General features: G+C 60.1%; 14 protein-coding genes. 8 read left to right on the top strand and 6 right to left on the bottom strand.

Going from position 1 to position 16,126, the window contains the following annotated elements; all coding sequences use genetic code 11:
* Positions 1 to 57: 57 nt before the first annotated feature.
* The 5 genes from J1N02_RS29735 (at position 58) to J1N02_RS29715 (ending at position 8,476) form a co-directional block, all read left to right on the top strand.
* Positions 58 to 3,612: a hypothetical protein gene (locus tag J1N02_RS29735; protein ID WP_421148172.1), complete on the top strand. Its 3,555-nt coding sequence runs from the start codon at positions 58 to 60 to the stop codon at positions 3,610 to 3,612.
* A 238-nt stretch (positions 3,613 to 3,850) separates the two neighbouring features.
* On the top strand, positions 3,851 to 4,216 hold the full coding sequence (locus J1N02_RS29730; protein WP_092357991.1) for a response regulator: 366 nt from the start codon (positions 3,851 to 3,853) through the stop codon (positions 4,214 to 4,216).
* 200 nt (positions 4,217 to 4,416) lie between these two features.
* Positions 4,417 to 5,817: a DUF1254 domain-containing protein gene (locus tag J1N02_RS29725; RefSeq protein ID WP_027606558.1), complete on the top strand. Its 1,401-nt coding sequence runs from the start codon at positions 4,417 to 4,419 to the stop codon at positions 5,815 to 5,817.
* Between the two features lie 131 nt (positions 5,818 to 5,948).
* Positions 5,949 to 7,496, top strand: coding sequence for a J domain-containing protein (locus tag J1N02_RS29720; protein ID WP_146476333.1), 1,548 nt, complete (start codon positions 5,949 to 5,951; stop codon positions 7,494 to 7,496).
* On the top strand, positions 7,493 to 8,476 hold the full coding sequence (locus J1N02_RS29715) for a DUF3829 domain-containing protein (protein WP_421148171.1): 984 nt from the start codon (positions 7,493 to 7,495) through the stop codon (positions 8,474 to 8,476). The genes J1N02_RS29720 and J1N02_RS29715 overlap by 4 nt, the downstream gene beginning before the upstream one ends.
* A gap of 3 nt (positions 8,477 to 8,479) precedes the next feature.
* Here the strand turns inward: J1N02_RS29715 and J1N02_RS29710 are convergent, their stop codons facing one another.
* Together J1N02_RS29710 and J1N02_RS29705 are read right to left on the bottom strand one after the other, a co-directional pair.
* Positions 8,480 to 9,151: a DUF3313 domain-containing protein gene (locus J1N02_RS29710; protein WP_027606561.1), complete on the bottom strand. Its 672-nt coding sequence runs from the start codon at positions 9,149 to 9,151 to the stop codon at positions 8,480 to 8,482.
* A gap of 134 nt (positions 9,152 to 9,285) precedes the next feature.
* Positions 9,286 to 9,780: a hypothetical protein gene (locus J1N02_RS29705; RefSeq protein WP_027606562.1), complete on the bottom strand. Its 495-nt coding sequence runs from the start codon at positions 9,778 to 9,780 to the stop codon at positions 9,286 to 9,288.
* Positions 9,781 to 9,974: 194 nt separating this feature from the next.
* Here J1N02_RS29705 and ccoN point away from each other — a divergent pair, with 194 nt between their 5' ends.
* From ccoN to J1N02_RS29690, 3 genes are all read left to right on the top strand, one after another.
* The gene (gene ccoN, locus J1N02_RS29700) at positions 9,975 to 11,402 is read left to right on the top strand and encodes a cytochrome-c oxidase, cbb3-type subunit I (RefSeq protein WP_405125837.1); all 1,428 of its coding nucleotides are present in this window, start codon (positions 9,975 to 9,977) and stop codon (positions 11,400 to 11,402) included.
* A 1-nt stretch (position 11,403) separates the two neighbouring features.
* Positions 11,404 to 11,613, top strand: a complete 210-nt coding sequence (locus J1N02_RS29695; protein ID WP_421148170.1) for a cbb3-type cytochrome c oxidase subunit 3 — start codon at positions 11,404 to 11,406, stop codon at positions 11,611 to 11,613.
* A 90-nt stretch (positions 11,614 to 11,703) separates the two neighbouring features.
* Complete coding sequence (locus J1N02_RS29690; protein WP_421148169.1) at positions 11,704 to 12,396, top strand: aspartate/glutamate racemase family protein; 693 nt, start codon at positions 11,704 to 11,706, stop codon at positions 12,394 to 12,396.
* On the opposite strand, the gene J1N02_RS29685 is transcribed toward J1N02_RS29690, so the two are convergent.
* The 4 genes from J1N02_RS29685 to J1N02_RS29670 all read right to left on the bottom strand — a co-directional run bounded on the left by J1N02_RS29685 (position 12,393) and on the right by J1N02_RS29670 (position 16,086).
* On the bottom strand, positions 12,393 to 12,905 hold the full coding sequence (locus tag J1N02_RS29685) for a GNAT family N-acetyltransferase (protein WP_098479481.1): 513 nt from the start codon (positions 12,903 to 12,905) through the stop codon (positions 12,393 to 12,395). The genes J1N02_RS29690 and J1N02_RS29685 overlap by 4 nt on opposite strands.
* Before the next feature lie 61 nt (positions 12,906 to 12,966).
* Positions 12,967 to 14,031: a DUF1176 domain-containing protein gene (locus J1N02_RS29680; RefSeq protein ID WP_421148168.1), complete on the bottom strand. Its 1,065-nt coding sequence runs from the start codon at positions 14,029 to 14,031 to the stop codon at positions 12,967 to 12,969.
* Positions 14,032 to 14,095: 64 nt separating this feature from the next.
* Positions 14,096 to 14,815 carry a hypothetical protein gene (locus tag J1N02_RS29675; RefSeq protein ID WP_092357982.1) on the bottom strand — a complete coding sequence of 240 codons (720 nt, stop codon included), beginning with the start codon at positions 14,813 to 14,815 and terminating at the stop codon, positions 14,096 to 14,098.
* Complete coding sequence (locus J1N02_RS29670; protein WP_092357980.1) at positions 14,812 to 16,086, bottom strand: AAA family ATPase; 1,275 nt, start codon at positions 16,084 to 16,086, stop codon at positions 14,812 to 14,814. Before J1N02_RS29670 ends, J1N02_RS29675 begins: the two co-directional genes overlap by 4 nt.
* Positions 16,087 to 16,126 lie beyond the last annotated feature (40 nt).

Below are 16,126 nucleotides of genomic sequence, written 5' to 3'. Positions count from 1 at the left end.
CACTCAACGGAGGTCTGAAGCAGGTCCAGGGAGGACCAACAACCACAGGTAATGAAGATGGCATCCTCATTGAGCTTCCAACCACGCCCCTCGGTTATAGATCACTCCATTGCATCGACGCCTGCTCAGTCGCAGGCCACCCCTGGTAACACCCTGTCCACCCACAGCGACCCCGTCGCCACATCTGCACGACGCTCCGCGGATGAATCGCAGCCTCTTTCACCCCAAGCACGCGCACAGGCAAACGCACAGAACTGGAAAAACCTCGCGCACCAGCTCACCGAGGCGACGAAGAGCCTGGGAGAGGACGCGGCTCCAGCCGCCGTGTTGTCACATTTGAAAACCACTCAAACAGTCATTGATCCACACTCGGCCTTTCACGCGTCCGGCGCTCCGGGCAGCGACTCCACTGTCAACCTGGAAAGCTTTATCAAGCACCATGATTTACCTATCCCTGAAACCCGAGCCGACCTGCTTCACCTGGCAGATGCCGCGAACGCCCGCGCCTTGGAACCGCCGCTGGGTGATCTCGGCGGAGGCTTATCCTGGCCCCTTCCCCTGACCCAGGAACAACGCCGCAAGATACGGGTCATCGTCGAGTCCGGCATCCTGCGCCGCAATATCCAGGCAGAGCCCTCCTTAGCTCGGGCAGAGCTGGCCAAAGGGGCGCTGGGTGCGCTTATCAAGGCCAGCGCGCTTTCGGATGTCGAACTGCAAGACCCCGCGAGGGCGCTGGACACCCTGCTCAAGTCCCCCATGGCCCAGACCATAGGGCAGACAATCCAGGGCGGGCTGAATGGAATCGCCACGCCCACCAGTATCAGCGACTACCTGTTGGCCGCCCTTCACATCGGTCTCGATCGTGAGTCCGTCGTGTTGCCTGTGAGAAATTCAATCGCTGGCTTTGACTTGGGCCATCAAAACTATTGGGGCCTGCCACCGTCAGCCATCGTCCAGGGGCTCAGTGATCATCTGGTGGCTAAAGGCCGGGCTACGCCAGCCACGGCCAAGCTGGCCACTCACCTGTTGCTGTCACGTACAGCGCCCCAGTTCCTGGTCAGGGATATTCCCGGCCCGCTGGTCAACGGCAGCCAGGCCTGGGTGAGTTTCTGCCTGGCGGTGGCCAAGGTCGAGGCGAGTGCCCCGGGGACGGCATCCCGGATGAGCTACGGCCAGGTCATGAGTGCCGCACAAGCCCTGAATGATCCAGCGGAGCACATCATCACGCCCTTGTTGCTGGATTGGGGCGTGTCCAACGGACTGGTCGCAAAGAAGGACGATGCCTCCTACACCCCTCAGGAAGTGGACAGCATCCGGACCGCGTTCAATGAGCAGTTAAGCGCCAGAGTCAAGGCCTCCCAATCATTGATGGCCGAGACTCCAAGCAGAAAAGCCATCGCCCTGGAAAAGCTCAAGGAGCACTTTGGCGAGGGCATCGACTTTGAGTCAAAAAGTCTCTCAACCGTTTCCGATGACGAGGCCAGGCAACTGCCTGGCAAGCACTCGATGCTGGACATGGCCATGATGGGCATTAACGTCAACTGGAGAACCGACGACCCTGGCCTTCCTATCCACGCGATCAACCAGCAACCCAGGCTCAACGTCAATGGGACATTCCTGGGGCAATACGAATCGGCAATCGAATCACTCAAAGATGGCATTCAGACCCAGGTAAAACACATGATTTCCGAGCTGCCACTGGAAGATCGGAAAAACCTGGAGTTCGGTAAAATCGAATTATTTCAATACAACCAATACAAGATTGGCAGGGGCTTCATAAACCCGGCCGCTTTCCAATCCAAGCTCAACGAATTGCTGGTAAGAACCGAAAGGCAGGTTGACGGAAAAACCGAGGTCAATGTTTATGAGATCGATGTCCGGAACAAACGCATCGTCAAGCGACAGAGTGAGGCAGCCATTACGCGGGGTGAATGGCGCGACGCGAATATATTGACCAAAGTCGAAAAGTTCACCCCTGGGCATCAGGACCGGCTCGGGCAAGAACAGCCGCCGGAGGACCCTTCTCGTCCCCCATCGAGTTTCACCTCTGCCCGAACACACGACCTGGCAGGCGCTTTTTTTGAGCACCTTGATATCGAAAGCCAATGGCAGCAAGCCAATGGAAGCACCACACTCGATCAGCAGAAAGAAAATGATGAGCGACTGAGGCAGTTTTCTCTCAACTTGATTCCCTTGAGATCGGCCATTGTCAACTTCCGCGACGGTGACTATGAAGCCGGGCTCATGGACCTTGGCCTGGATGCGCTGGGGCTGCTGACCGCGGGCTACGGTGCGGGCACAAAGGTCGCCAAGGTGGCTTCATCCTCGGCGTCCGCTGCCATGAAGGCACTGCAGGCGGGTCGCGTCATCGGCAGTAGCCTTATCAGCTCGCTCAACCCGTTGAGCGGAGTGAGGAGCGCGGCGACGGGAGCCGCCAAGCTGGCCACGCGCGGCGCACGATTTCTCGGCGATTCCGGGCAGTTACTGATCAACAAGGTGCGTGGCGCGTCCGGAAGCTATGACCTGTTGAAGGCCGCAAACAAGGAACATGGCCCGACGCTGATAGGGTCTTATAAGGTCGGAGAGCAAAGTGTCGAAGGCTTTGCCGTGTTGAAAAACGATCAGTGGTTCAGTTATGACCCTGTCCGGAACCTGCCCTATGGCCCGCCAATCGAGGATTTCTCCCCCCTGCGCGGCAATCTGTTCGGTAGAGTCGCAGATAAATGCCTGGCGAGTGTCGGAACGAATATCGCCGGCGCGAGAACCTCCAACACACTTCCAAAATTCAACCTGGGTTATCGAAACGGCGCATTGGATGATCTGCCGGATTACGCTGGACAGCGCAGTTTCGAGGCGTTGATGGCATTGGCGGCAAAACCTGGTAGGACCCCTGAAGAAATGGGGATTCTGGCCAGGGAGTTGAAGGCCAAAAGAATTGAAGAGGGCGAGTATTTCACTGCGTTGCTTACCCGCGACGTCGAGAATCTTCCCGGCGTCTCCATCAATCGCTTTGCCCAGACGGACTACCTCGGCCGTGTTGATTTGACCTCCAACGGAGATTGCGCAGGGCTATCGAATGCTATGGCGCTCGCCTTGCACCGAGGAGACGAAACAACATTCCTCGACAACCTTCGCAAGGCCTCCACGACTAAATCTCCCTCTTCGCTGCATGACAAATTCAATCAGGATTTAAAAACACTGCATTACGCCGTAAACACAAAAGACACCTTCCATATAAACGCCACCCCTTCACTGTTCAATCCTCAGTCCATCATTGACGATCTGAGCAAGTCCACGACGTCAAAATACCTGAGGATCAGCACGGAAGATCACGCCATGCTGGCAGGCATCAGAGTCAAGGATGGCCAAAAAGAGTGGTTTTTCTTCGAACCCAATAGCGGGATGGTCAGGTTTGACAACGTAGAGTCCATGCGCGAAGGCGTCGAAAAAATCCTCAACAGCGGCAGTATCAGCAGCACCTTGAAACCTAAGGTTTCGCCGGCGGGCAAAAAGGAATTCCACGTGAGCGCGTTCCAGCCCAATGACATCGTCACAGACAAGATCGACAGTTTTGCGGTTTCAATGATGGTGTCCACGCCCTTGCCGTCTTGATGCATGGGATTGCCCCGGCCCCCGGCAGGGCTGGGGCTTCTGAAAAAGCAAGGCGTTGAACGGCGCGCAGGAGGGTGCCACTGACAGCTCGCGGCCCCTCGTGGTTAACGCGACATTTTCCTCCATTCCCGTCACAATGCCCGCGCCAACGGAACTTGCCGAGATTGACGCGACTCATTAGAGAATGGTCTTTCAACCGCTAAAGACCTGCACCTCCATTTTTTCGGGAACCCTCATTATGTCCGCAGCCCCCTCCACCCTCCTTGTCGTCGAAGACGATGCCATCGTGCGCATGTTGATCGTTGATGTGCTCGAAGAGTTGGAGTTCCTGGTGCTTGAAGCTGCAGACGCTGAAGAAGCCTTGAAAATTGTCGAAAATGCCGCGCAGCACATCGACCTGATGATGACCGACGTCGGCCTGCCGGACATGGACGGCAAGCAATTGGCAGCCAAGGTGCGAGCGTTGCGCCCCAGCCTGCCGATCCTGTTTGCCAGCGGCTATGCCGAGAACATCGATGTGCCCGCCGGCATGCAGGTGATCGCCAAGCCGTTCTCCATCGATCAATTGCGCGACAAAGTCAAATCGATGCTGCCTGCCGCCTGACCCCCCCCCTCTTTTACACAATGCCGCCCATCGAGGCGGCTATTTGTGCGTCTTTACCCACAGGTTCAAGCCGCCGTACGGATCGGCATTGATGAGTTCGCATAATTCGCAGGGATTAACGTGACGTTCGGGAAATAAAACAGGAAACTCATCGCCTTTATTCCCCGTCAGTCAAACGCACTTTGGAAGGACGCGACAACATGATTGGAAAACCGACGCGCCTGCTGTTGGCGAGCCTCTCGATACTCATGAGTACCGGCGCCTGGGCCGACTTTACCGCCACCCCCAGCGAAGCCCGGGCCATCGCCAAGGAAGCCTACCTGTATGGCTACCCGGTGGTGGAGATGTACAAGACGCTCTACACCCAGGCCGTCGACAAGGGCGGTGCCAACTTCAAGGCACCGTTCAACCACATCGGCAACACTGCCCAGATCGTCACTCCCAAGGACACCGCCTTCGCCACCCCGAACCTGGACACGCCCTACTCCTTCGTCTGGCTGGACCTGCGCAGCGAGCCCCAGGTCCTGACACTGCCCAGGATCGAAGACAACCGTTATTACTCGGTGCAGTTGATCGATCTCTACACGCAGAACATCGCCTACCTGGGCACCCGCAGCACCGGCAACAACGGCGGCCACTACATGATCGCCGGCCCTGACTGGAAAGGTCAGCAGCCGGTCAACGTGGACCGGGTGGTGTACAGCGAAAGCAACATCGCCTACGCCCTCTACCGTACGCAGTTGTTCGACGAGAAGGACCTGAACAAGGTCAAGCAGATCCAGAACGGCTACAAAGTGCAGTCACTGAGCAGCTACGTGAAGCAAGCCGCGCCGGCCAAGGCTCCGAAAGTGGAGTGGCCCAAGCCCATGGCGACCATGACCGAAGGCCCGCAACTGTTTCGCTACCTGAACTTCATGCTGGCCTTCGCCGCGCCCCAGGACAGCGAGAAAGACCTGCTGGCGCGCTTCGCCAAGATCGGTATCGCCCCAGGCGCGCCCTTCAAGGTCAAGGCGTTGACCGCTGAACAGCGCAAGGCCCTGGAAGACGGTATCTCCGATGCCCGCGCCGAGTTTGCCGCGTTCAAAAAGGACAAGGTCGACACGCATCAGGTCTCCAGTGCCGATTTGTACGGCAGCCGCGACCACCTGAACAACAATTACCTGTACCGCTACGCCGGTGCGGACATGGGGGTTTTCGGTAACTCCGGCGATGAGGTCGCGTACCTGAGCTACGTCATCGACAGCGAGGGCAAGCCTGCCAACGGCGCACGCCACAGCTACACCGTGCATTTCGCCAAGGACCAGTTGCCACCGGCCGATGCGTTCTGGTCGCTGACCATGTACGACGCCAAGACCAAGCAACTGGTGCCCAACCACAAGAAACGCTACCTGATCAACTCGCACATGCTGTCCGGCCTCAAGCGCGACGCCGATGGCGGCCTGACCCTGGCCCTGCAGCACCACGAGCCGCCTAAAGCCGAGCAGAGCAACTGGTTGCCGGCCCCACCCGGTCCGTTCTACGCAATCCTGCGGATTTACCTGCCCACGCCTGAGGTGGGTAACGGCCAGTGGAAGCTGCCGCCGTTGACGCCGCTTAAGTAACACCACGTGCCCGGTCGCCGCAGGGCTGGACCGGGCCAGTCCTACCGCGAGCCCTACCCCCTACTACCGCTGGTTTATCAACCCGTAAAACAGGTAATGTGCGCGCGATTGCCTACGGAGTTGCACTGCACATGACTTGCTGGAATGTCCTCGGCCTGGCCCCGGATGCCGATAGCCGCGCGATCAAGCGCCAATACGCCGCCCTGCTGAAGAAAACCCGGCCGGATGATGACCCCGAGGGTTTCCAGCGCCTGCGCGAAGCCTATGAGGCCGCACTGGCGTGGAGCCAGAGCCTGCAGGAAGTCGACGAAGTGATCATCGACATCCGGGGCGACAGCCTTGCCGACCACTACCAGGCGGCCATGGCCCATGGCAATGCGCTGCACTTTGAAATCCAGCTGTTGTTGCGCGACATCGAGGGGCATCTCAACCCCGAAGACACCCGCTGGGCCTTTGAAACCTTCAACTGGCTGACGGCCTGGCAGCGCCTGGAGTTGCCCGGCGAGCTGATCGAAAGACTCGAGCGCAAGCACCGCAGCGCCTTGCAGCAACCCTTGCGCCAGGCCCTTGAGCAAAAGGACGAGGCTGCGTTCCTGGCTGCCTATGCCGCGCGCTCCGAGCATCCCTGGGTGAACAATCACCCGCATGCCGAGTGGTTCAACCAATGGCTGGCCCGCCTGCTTGCGCAGAGTCACTACTGGTCGAGCGCGGTGTTCGACGCGGTGTGCGCCGGCCAGCACTGGCATGGCGGCGCCGGTCATGACTGCCCGGCGGGGGATTGGGCGCGGCTGTTGCAACGCCAGCAAGGCCCGGTCTTCATGGCACGTCAACGGGCACTGGCCACCGAAGCGCCCAACAGCCCGCAACAACGTGCCGCCCGGCTGCTATTGGCACCGATGAGCCTGGGGCAGCGCCGTGCCTTCGCCCAACGCTTCGATGAACATGACTGGAAAGCTTGCCAGGCACTCAGCGCAGATATCTACGCCGACCATGTGGCCGAAGCCGAAGCGATGCCCGGCGGTACCGTGTATTTCTGGCAAGGCTGGGACACGACCATGGACACCTGGCCCTGGATTGTCGCACTGGTGTTGAGCTGCCTGGTGGGCGTGCTGGTGAATGCCGAGCCCCTGGCCGGCAATGTGCTGCCGACCTTGGGCTACGGCCTGCTGTGGGCGTTGAGCGCCGTGATAGGCGCGGGATTGGCTTGGCAGGTCTGGCGCCCGCTGGCTCATCAGTACCGCGTGCTCGATGAACGATTCAGTGAGCGCCTGCCGCGCTGGTTCAGCCCTACTCACCTGCCGTTGCTGCCGATACGGGACCTGCTGCCAGGGCTGATCCTTGCCGCAGCGCTGGGTTACGCGTTCGGCCCGTTTGCCAGCCTGGCGCTGGTCGCGACCCTGGCGGTTATCGGCGTCATCAAGCGGCCCTTCATGAACAGCCACACCCCCTGGACCGCCCGCCACCCACGCTGGACGGCCCTGGGCATGGTGCTGTTGGTCACCAGTGGGATTGTGCTGTACGCCGGCTTGACGGTGCTCGACAACCAGCAACACGTGACCCGTAACCAGGGCCTGCAACAGTGGCCCGAACGCCTGTGCAGCCGCATGCCTCGCACCGCCCCCGACTGTCAGGCGCCCGCCACCCAGGCACAGTGGTATGGCCAGGAGGCCGCGCAATGAATCCGAAATGGTTGTTACCCATCAGCCTGGTATTGGGCCTGGGATTGCTCGGTGTGGCCGGCGCCACCAAACCGCTGCAACGCGTGCAATTATGGCTCGACCAACGGGACAGCCCTACCACCGCGACGGCCAGCGCACTGGCGCCGATCATTGACTGCGTGAACCGCATTGATCGCGATACGCGCCTGGCGTACTACCGTATGCGTTCGACACAGCCCGAAGCGCCCACCCAGGATAAGTTTGGCGACCGTGACGAGCCCGAGCCACGCCTTATCCAGGCGGCGGTCTGTTCGCAGCTGTACACACTCAAACTAGAGCGCCAGCAGCCCGGAAGCCACCTCGGTACTCTCGCCACGGTGTATGCCGACAAGCTGAATAAATTCACCTCGCTGGCGGACATGGTTGACCCGATACAAACCGAAGGTATGCCGTCGAACATGCGCCAGTTTGTGGCGCAGGCCATGAACAAGAGTCTGGAAGGGAAACTGGCTCAGCGGGGCGAAGAATACCTGAGGGCATCCGCCGAGTTACGCACCCAGTTGGAAAACGAAGACATCCATCTGCGTCCAGTACAACTGGCGCGAATCGAATCGCGCTTCGGCCGGGACCTGCATTGGCACCTGCTCAACCATATGATCGCGGCTCGCCAGGCGATGAACCAGATTGACCAGGGTGTACGCGACGCCAGCCTGACGCCCCAGCAACTGCTCAGTTTGACCGAGACGCTGCAACAGGCCAGCGATGCCAGCAAGGCCTTCCTGGTTAAAATGCCACGCAGCAAACGGGAGGATGAGGCTACTCACCTCTGGTATGCCACCCGCTCGTCAGCCGACGCGTACCTCCAGGCGTTGCGTACCCTGCATCGGGACTGGCGGGAACACGCCTCGCCGCAGCAACTGAGTGATGACTACTACCTCATCACCCGTCGCTACGACGCCCTGCTCAGCTACTACAACAAACCCGCCAGGAATGCGTTCTAGTCCCTAGTGTTTTTTCAGCTTCACATACGACTGATGCAGGTCCGACGCCCAGCCATCGATCACGCCTTTCACGTCATCGGCCTTCATCACCTGCGAGTCGTTGGACAGCGGCTTGCCCGTGCCCTTGCGCACCACTTGGGCGAGCACCTTGCCGTTGGCGCCGTCGAGGAACTGCGCCTCGGTGCCCAGGGTGGTTTCCTGGTCGCGGATGCCGGTGCCGGTACTCACCGCTGCCGCCACCAGGGCCACCGGCACGAATTCATAGGGTTTGAGGCCTTCGGTCTTGCTGCTGACGGCGGTGATCGCCGCACGTACCACCATCACACCGGGACCGGGCCCGTTGGCCAGGGGCAGTGATTTGCCCAGCTCACGCTTGAGCGCCTGGTTGAAGTAGGTGTTGATACCATTGAGGGTGCTTTCGGGGATTTTCGTGGTGGCCTGGGGCTTGGGGTAGAACTGCGTCGGTTCGATATACACCGCGGTATAGCGGCTCAGGTCGAGTTGGGGGTCTACCCAGCGCATCACCTCGACCCCCGAAGGCGACTTGGCTTCCTTGAGTTGGCTGTAGTCGGACAGAAAGCCTGAATACTCGTCCGGTTGGGTGACCTTGCTGGCGCAGCCGGCCATTGCGATGGAGGCCACGCACAGCGTACTGATCATTAGCCTTAGTTTCATCATTGAACTCCCTGGCGATCATCATCGAAACATGGAGCTGTAGGTATAGCCAATCCTGGGCAAAAAATGCGTATTTCCACCCAGTGTTTGACACACCGGCGTCCCCCATCGACGTTGCGCGAAGCGGGAGCCCCTCAGCCGCGTTCGCGCGGAATCAGACTCTGCAACTGCGAGGCCAGGAAATTGGCGTCGAAGCCAAAGGTGTCCGGGTCTTTGAGGCCATTGGTTTTCTTCCACAGCCAGTCGTTTTTGTCGGCCGGCAGCACCAGCGACACGCTGCCGTGGCGGGCAGCGGTCAAGCCCATCACCGAGAGCGAGATCACGCCGCCCACGCCCATGACTTCAGGCACGAACTCCACGGTCTTGCCGGTGATCTGCACCAGCAGCTTTTCGGTCTTGAAGGTCGAGGTCTCCACCGGCACGCCCGGCCCGCTGGCGACATAGGCTTCACGGTGCACCTCCAGCAGGCCGACAGTCTTGACCGGCTCCAGCCATTGCTCGATCTGCCCGAACAGCTCGTCGAGCTTGTGCGTCCAGCGCGCCGACTGCACATCGAACTGTTGCTTCTTGTGCGCTTCGCTATCGGCGTAATGACGAAGCATCTCGCCCAGTTGCTGTACATCGTCCATTGCGGATTTCCTTGGGTGTGCCAGGTTGCGATGCCGGATCATGGCAGATGCGGCCACTCACCGTACGATTAACGCTGACAGGCCTGTGGGCGTGCCTGTCGACTGATCCGCTGTAATGAGCTTTTTCTGAGCCTGTTTTGTTTTTCCCGCGTTTCCTACAGTGCCCGCCACTTGGAACCGTGGGAGGACTGAGCATGAGCACAGCAACAACCGGGCAGGCCTATAACTATAAAGTCGTCCGCCAATTCGTGATCGCCACCCTTGTGTGGGGCGTGGTGGGCATGGCCATGGGCGTGTGGATCGCCTCGCAACTGGTCTGGCCGCAGATGAACCTGGACCTGCCCTGGACCACGTTCGGCCGGTTGCGGCCTTTGCACACCAGCCTGGTGATCTTTGGCTTCGCCGGCAGTGCGCAATTTGCCGCCAGTTACTATGCGGTGCAAAGGACCTGCCAGGTGCGCCTGTTTTCCGACCGCCTGGCTGCGTTTACCTTCTGGGGCTGGCAGTCGGTGATCGTGATCATGCTGGTCAGCCTGCCCCTGGGCTACACCACCACCAAGGAATACGCCGAGATCGAGTTTTCCGGCGCGGTGTGGATGACCGTGGTGTGGGTGGCCTACGCCATTGTGTTCTTCACCACGGTGGTAAGGCGCAAGACCCAACATATCTACGTGGGCAACTGGTTTTTCGGCGCGTTTATCCTGGTGATCGCCATGTTGCACGTGGTCAATCACCTGGCGATCCCGGTGGATTGGTTCAAGTCCTACCCGGTGTATTCCGGCGCGACCGATGCCATGGTGCAGTGGTGGTACGGGCATAACGCCGTGGGCTTTTTCCTGACCACCGGTTTCCTGGGGATGATGTATTACTTCGTGCCCAAGCAGGTGGGCCGGCCGGTGTACTCCTATCGCCTGTCCATCGTGCACTTCTGGGCGCTGATCACCCTGTACATCTGGGCCGGCCCGCACCATTTGCACTACACCGCCTTGCCCGATTGGGCGCAGTCACTGGGCATGGCGATGTCGCTGATCCTGCTGGCCCCGAGCTGGGGCGGCATGATCAACGGCATGATGACCTTGTCGGGGGCCTGGCATCAGTTGCGCACCGACCCGATCCTGCGTTTCCTGGTGCTGTCCCTGGCGTTCTATGGCATGTCGACCTTCGAAGGCCCGATGATGGCGATCAAGACCGTCAACGCCCTCTCCCACTACACCGACTGGACCATCGGCCACGTACACGCCGGCGCCCTGGGCTGGGTGGCGATGATCACCTTTGGCTCGCTGTACCACATGATCCCCAAGGTCTTCGGCCGCGAGCAGATGCACAGCGTGGCGCTGATCAACCTGCACTTCTGGCTGGCGACCATCGGCACGGTGCTGTACATCGCCTCGATGTGGGTCAACGGCATTACCCAAGGCCTGATGTGGCGAGCGGTGAACGACGACGGCACCCTCACCTACTCGTTTGTCGAAGCCTTGCAGGCCAGCCATCCGGGGTTTGTGGTGCGGTTTGCCGGCGGCGTGTTTTTCCTCACGGGCATGTTGCTGATGGCCTACAACACGTGGCGCACGGTGCGGGTCGCAGACTTGAACGTGGCCCGGCTCGATGCGCGGATCGCCTGATATGTGGAGCGTGCTGATCGTGGTGTGCCTGTACGCTGCGGTGGAGTATTGCCTGCACGGGCAGACCGAGACGAGCCTGGACGAAGCCAGCATGTTGCCGTTCGCCGACGACCCGGAGGTGGCGCGGCGCGTGGAGCAGGCCACGGGTAAACCCATCCACGCCATTGCCGCGGAGCAACCCCGGCCGGGATGGGTCAACCTGGACATGTGAAACTGCTCCGGTCATTTGGCGGGTAACTGCGTATGACTATTCAGCGGCCGATGGGTAAGGTGAAGCGACTTTCCCTGTCAGGAGCATCGCATGCGCACCATCGGCCTTATCGGCGGCATGAGCTGGGAGTCCAGCGCCGAGTACTACCGCATCATCAACCAGCGCGTGCGCGACCAGCTCGGCCCGCTGCGCTCGGCCCAGGTGTTGATGTACAGCGTGGACTTCGGCCCGGTGGAACAGGCCCAGCACGCCGGGCGCTGGGATGACACCGCGCTGATCCTGGAAGACGCCGCGCGCCGTTTGCAGGCCGGCGGCGCCGAGTGTGTGGTGCTGTGTACCAACACCATGCATTTGGTGGCGCCGCGTATCGAGGCGGCGGTGTCGATTCCGTTCCTGCATATCGCCGATGCGGCCGCTGCGGCGGCGGTGGCAGCCGGCACCCTGACCGTCGGCTTGCTCGGCACCGCGTTCACCATGGAGCAGGATTTTCTCACGTCGCGCCTGGCCGCCCAGGGCCTCACCGTGCTGGTGCCTCACGCGGAGGAGCGCCGCGCCGTGCACCGGATTATCTATGAGGAATTGTGCGTCGGCGTGATCAGCGATGCGTCACGCCAGGTTTACCTGCGGGTCATCGAGTCCCTGGCCGCACGGGGTGCCCAGGCGGTCATCCTCGGCTGCACGGAAATCAGCCTGCTGGTCAAGCCCGAACACAGCGACCTGCCGCTGCTGGACACCACCGAGCTGCATGCGCAGGCTGCGGTGGCGTTTGCGCTGGAGGGTTAAGCCGACTGGCGCAGGCGCGCCATGCTCAGGGTGTCGACAAACACCCCATCGCGCAGGGCGTAGTCACGCAAGCGCCCTTCGACCTCGAAGCCGAACTTGCGGTACAGGTGATGCGCGGCTTCGTTGTCGGCGTACACCGTGAGCTCCACCCGGTGCAGGTTCATCCAGTTGTCGGCCACGTCCAGCGCGGCCGTCAACAGCCGCGAGCCTACGCCCTTGCCCTGCCAGGCCGTCGCCACGCCCATGCCGAACGAACCGACATGGGCCTGGCGTACGCGCAGGTACTGTTCCAGGCCCAGTTGGCCGATCACCTCGCCGCCGTGCACCGCCACCAGTTGCAGGCGCCGCTCGTTGTCGGTGACCAGGCGTTTGCGCCAGACATCCACCGACTGGAACGGCATCTGCAGCACCTGCCGGCACACGGCCGGTTCGTTATAGAGCGCCGCCACACCTTCAAGGTGGGCCTCGGTAAAGCGCTGGATCACGATATGGGGTTCAGGTGCGTGCATGGTGTTTCATCCTTTGAAAGACACGTGGCCAGCCAGTGTAGAGGCCATGCCTGCTCCCTGGCTAGGGCGCCGGCACGGTCGTCCATAACGACGGCCAGTCGCCGTAACCGACACCGGTGCAGCGTGGCATTCTGTGAAACTCACTGAGCTGGAACGCCTTGCCGTCAAACACCCAGACGCCACCGCCGCCACAGTCACCGATGCCGCGCTGCTTGTAGAAATAACTCAAGGTGCCAGAGGCTTCGTCATAGCCCACCGAGCCTTGCAGCGCAGCGCCGTCCAACGGCAAGGGCTCAATCTCCAGGGGCGTTTGCGCATAGGGCGCCTGACGCTGGCGGCTGACCACGTCGAACTCACAGTTGTAGGCCGCGCAGTCGTAACGCACCACCGTCATTGCCTGTTGCGCCGTCAGCGCCCCGGCCTTTGCCTCGGGCTCACCCTCCTCCGAGGTCACGGCCTGCACTGCAGCGGCCACCAGCCCGGCCTGTTCCTGCGCGGTCAACGTCGGCGGCGCAGGGAACTTGCGCAGCACCGGCGTCGGCAAACGTGGCGGCACCTCACGGGCCGGCGCTTTTCCGGGGCGTGCCAGGGCCGTCACGTTATCCACCCGCCCCTGCACCGCATCCATCAACAGCAGCGAAGCGCTCAGGCCGCTCAGCGACACATGGGCCTGTTCGTCGCCCGGCAATTGCAGGCGCTGACCATTGCGCAAACGCTGCAACCAGCGACGCGCCGCAGCGTCCTCGATCACGCCGTAAGACTGCACCTCGGGATCGCCGCCCTGATCGTCCAGTTCCACATGCAGATCCCGGGTCAGCTCCAGGCCCAGCGGCTGACCGTCCAACAGCAAGGTCGACAGGTCCAGCGCTTCGCCACGGTGGTCGAAGCGCAGGCGCAGATACCCTTCGGGACCGGCCTGATGCCAGATATGCAAGGTCAGGGAGCTGTAGTCTTCTTCATCGACGCCACTGGGCGCGCTGAGGGCATGGCAATTGCGCAGGTTGTCGCACCCGGTGACCCAGTTCTTGATTTCCCGCAGCAGCGGTACGGTTTCAGCGGGCGGTTGAGCGAAGGCCTGGGTGGCGCTGCCGGTCAGCAGCAGGGCCAGGAGTACGGGGCGCAGCATGGGGACTCTCCGTGTCGAAAAATGACGCGGATTGTCCCATGTTCACTATTTAAGACGGTAGTACTCAGGGCCTGGCTTGGCCGCGAACACGGGCTGCGTACTTTTCGAGACGTTGTGCGTGACGTTCGGCCTGTTGCTTGAGTGCCTGGCAGTATTCGGGGAGGCAATGCTGGGCATCGGGTGAGTCGACTTCGTCTGCCAGGCGCCGGGCAGCAGCGGCAGTGATCGGAGTGCCGCGTGGTCGCAATCGGCCTCTGATAACGGCGGCCCTATCGTTTACCAGCGTTGGATGGTTGAGTTTAAGGACCTCGACGGTGGCAACAGCGTCAGGCGTCAGACCTTCTACGTAGCCATCACTGGAATATCGAAACTGGCGCTCGACATTGGCTGACAACGGAGAAACGAAGGGCTTTCGGGCCACGTCGTAGTCGGCTTTTTCCACGGCACCATAACCACAAGCCATCTTGGTTTGGCTGGAGGGGTAACACGCCACCAAATTGTCGTAGGCGATGCTGTCAGCCTCGTGATGCGTTTGTGCAAGGACATGCTCAATGTGGCAGCTGAATTGTGTGCCCTGTCCCTTTGCCTGGCATTCGGTCGCAGTGGGCAACCGCCGCAAGGTGTAGGCGCATAAATGGAACTGCTCCTTCAAGAGCGCCTGGCGAACGGACTCGCTCGGAAAGCTGCTTCCCTTGCCGTAGTAAAGGTTATGCGGCGTATTGCGGTTTTCTCTTTTCCATTCAATCAGCGCCCGTGGCTCGGCGCCTTTTTTGATAGACCTCACGCGCCGCCCTCTTCTAGCGACCTCAGAGAGTCAATACTGGCTTGGGCTTCAAGGACATCAGGGATTTTGCCGACCTGTTCGCGCAATTTCGCGAGTTTAGCCTGGGCGGATTCAAGATTGTCGTCGTCGAGGTCACGGTAGATTGTTCTGAGTTGCTGGCTGACGTTTTGGTTTTGGGCCAATTCCCCCATCAGTTCCTCTATGACCTCACCACTTCGGAGGCCCAGTGAGCGCTCCGGATGACCGATATACTTGCCTTCCTTGAGCAGCATCACCGCCTCAGCAGGAAGTTCACCCAATATTTGCGGAGAGTGAGTGGTGATAATGAATTGGCAGTTGGGAAAGGTTTTTTCCAGGTTGGCGACGACGGTGCGTTGCCAACCCGGGTGAAGGTGAAGGTCCAGTTCGTCGATAAGGACAACACCCTTTCCCTCTAAAGGGTCAAGTACTTCACAATTAAGCAATGTAAGTCGGCGGGCAAGGTCTCCGACCAATGCCAAGAGACATTTCTCTCCATCCGAAAGCTGCAACACGTTGAATTCAAGGTTGCCTTTTAGGACGGTCATTCTCAATGCTGGCTTGCGGCGAATCCGGACATCCTTGAATCCAGTAAAGGTTTCAATTGCCCGGCGAACAACGGAAAGCGCAGGGTCTCGATAGCCCGGGGTATCCCGGCTGTTTTCATTCTCCAAGTCTTCTTGATTGCGGAACCAGATAAAGAACCGTTTGAAGTCGGCGCCGCCATGCCCTAGCGCGTCGTCATAACCTTCAGCAATAGCATTCTCCAGACGTTCGCGGACGCGTAAGGGTACGTCTAGCACCGCTCGATGAACGTCATAGTAAACGGCCAAAGGCAATTCTATTGGTCCGCCACCCTCAAACTCGCGCTGATTGATGCCATATTCAACGCCATCAGCAGCGTCATTCAACCGAAACAAATCACTGCTGCGCTCACGTGGATGTTTGCCGGCTTTTCGATTCAGGGCAATTGCCCAATCTACATCGTAGTTTTCAAACAGCTTTGTCTCGACGTGCAAGCGTGTGTATTCGGCCCCAACTTTGATGTCGTCTTTCGAGATCGTTCTTGATTTAGAAGGTTGACCAACCATACGTGCCGTCAAATTCGAAAGCGTAATCGCCAACGCATCCAGAATCGAAGACTTGCCCACCCCATTGACGCCCACCAAAGCGACAGTCTTCTTACCCTCGAAGTCGAGTTCCATGTGCTCGATGCCGCGAAAATTGACGAGAGTAAAACGCTTGATCTGCATGATCGGCTTCCAACGTGCCCGGCCAGGTCAGCCAGTCTTC

The organism is Pseudomonas sp. NFX5, assembly GCF_049132125.1.
Taxonomy (GTDB): Bacteria; Pseudomonadota; Gammaproteobacteria; order Pseudomonadales; family Pseudomonadaceae; genus Aquipseudomonas; species Aquipseudomonas marginalis.
Note: the sequence above shows the minus strand (reverse complement) of the source record. Positions and strands in the feature narration are given on the sequence as shown.

Excerpts from the sequence above, each read along its gene's own strand:
- J1N02_RS29735 (WP_421148172.1), top strand. The coding sequence starts at position 58 with ATGGCATCCTCATTGAGCTTCCAACCACGCCCCTCGGTTATAGATCAC.
- J1N02_RS29730 (WP_092357991.1), top strand. The coding sequence starts at position 3,851 with ATGTCCGCAGCCCCCTCCACCCTCCTTGTCGTCGAAGACGATGCCATC.
- J1N02_RS29725 (WP_027606558.1), top strand. The coding sequence starts at position 4,417 with ATGATTGGAAAACCGACGCGCCTGCTGTTGGCGAGCCTCTCGATACTC.
- J1N02_RS29720 (WP_146476333.1), top strand. The coding sequence starts at position 5,949 with ATGACTTGCTGGAATGTCCTCGGCCTGGCCCCGGATGCCGATAGCCGC.
- J1N02_RS29715 (WP_421148171.1), top strand. The coding sequence starts at position 7,493 with ATGAATCCGAAATGGTTGTTACCCATCAGCCTGGTATTGGGCCTGGGA.
- J1N02_RS29710 (WP_027606561.1), bottom strand. The coding sequence starts at position 9,151 with ATGAAACTAAGGCTAATGATCAGTACGCTGTGCGTGGCCTCCATCGCA.
- J1N02_RS29705 (WP_027606562.1), bottom strand. The coding sequence starts at position 9,780 with ATGGACGATGTACAGCAACTGGGCGAGATGCTTCGTCATTACGCCGAT.
- ccoN (WP_405125837.1), top strand. The coding sequence starts at position 9,975 with ATGAGCACAGCAACAACCGGGCAGGCCTATAACTATAAAGTCGTCCGC.
- J1N02_RS29695 (WP_421148170.1), top strand. The coding sequence starts at position 11,404 with ATGTGGAGCGTGCTGATCGTGGTGTGCCTGTACGCTGCGGTGGAGTAT.
- J1N02_RS29690 (WP_421148169.1), top strand. The coding sequence starts at position 11,704 with ATGCGCACCATCGGCCTTATCGGCGGCATGAGCTGGGAGTCCAGCGCC.
- J1N02_RS29685 (WP_098479481.1), bottom strand. The coding sequence starts at position 12,905 with ATGCACGCACCTGAACCCCATATCGTGATCCAGCGCTTTACCGAGGCC.
- J1N02_RS29680 (WP_421148168.1), bottom strand. The coding sequence starts at position 14,031 with ATGCTGCGCCCCGTACTCCTGGCCCTGCTGCTGACCGGCAGCGCCACC.
- J1N02_RS29670 (WP_092357980.1), bottom strand. The coding sequence starts at position 16,086 with ATGCAGATCAAGCGTTTTACTCTCGTCAATTTTCGCGGCATCGAGCAC.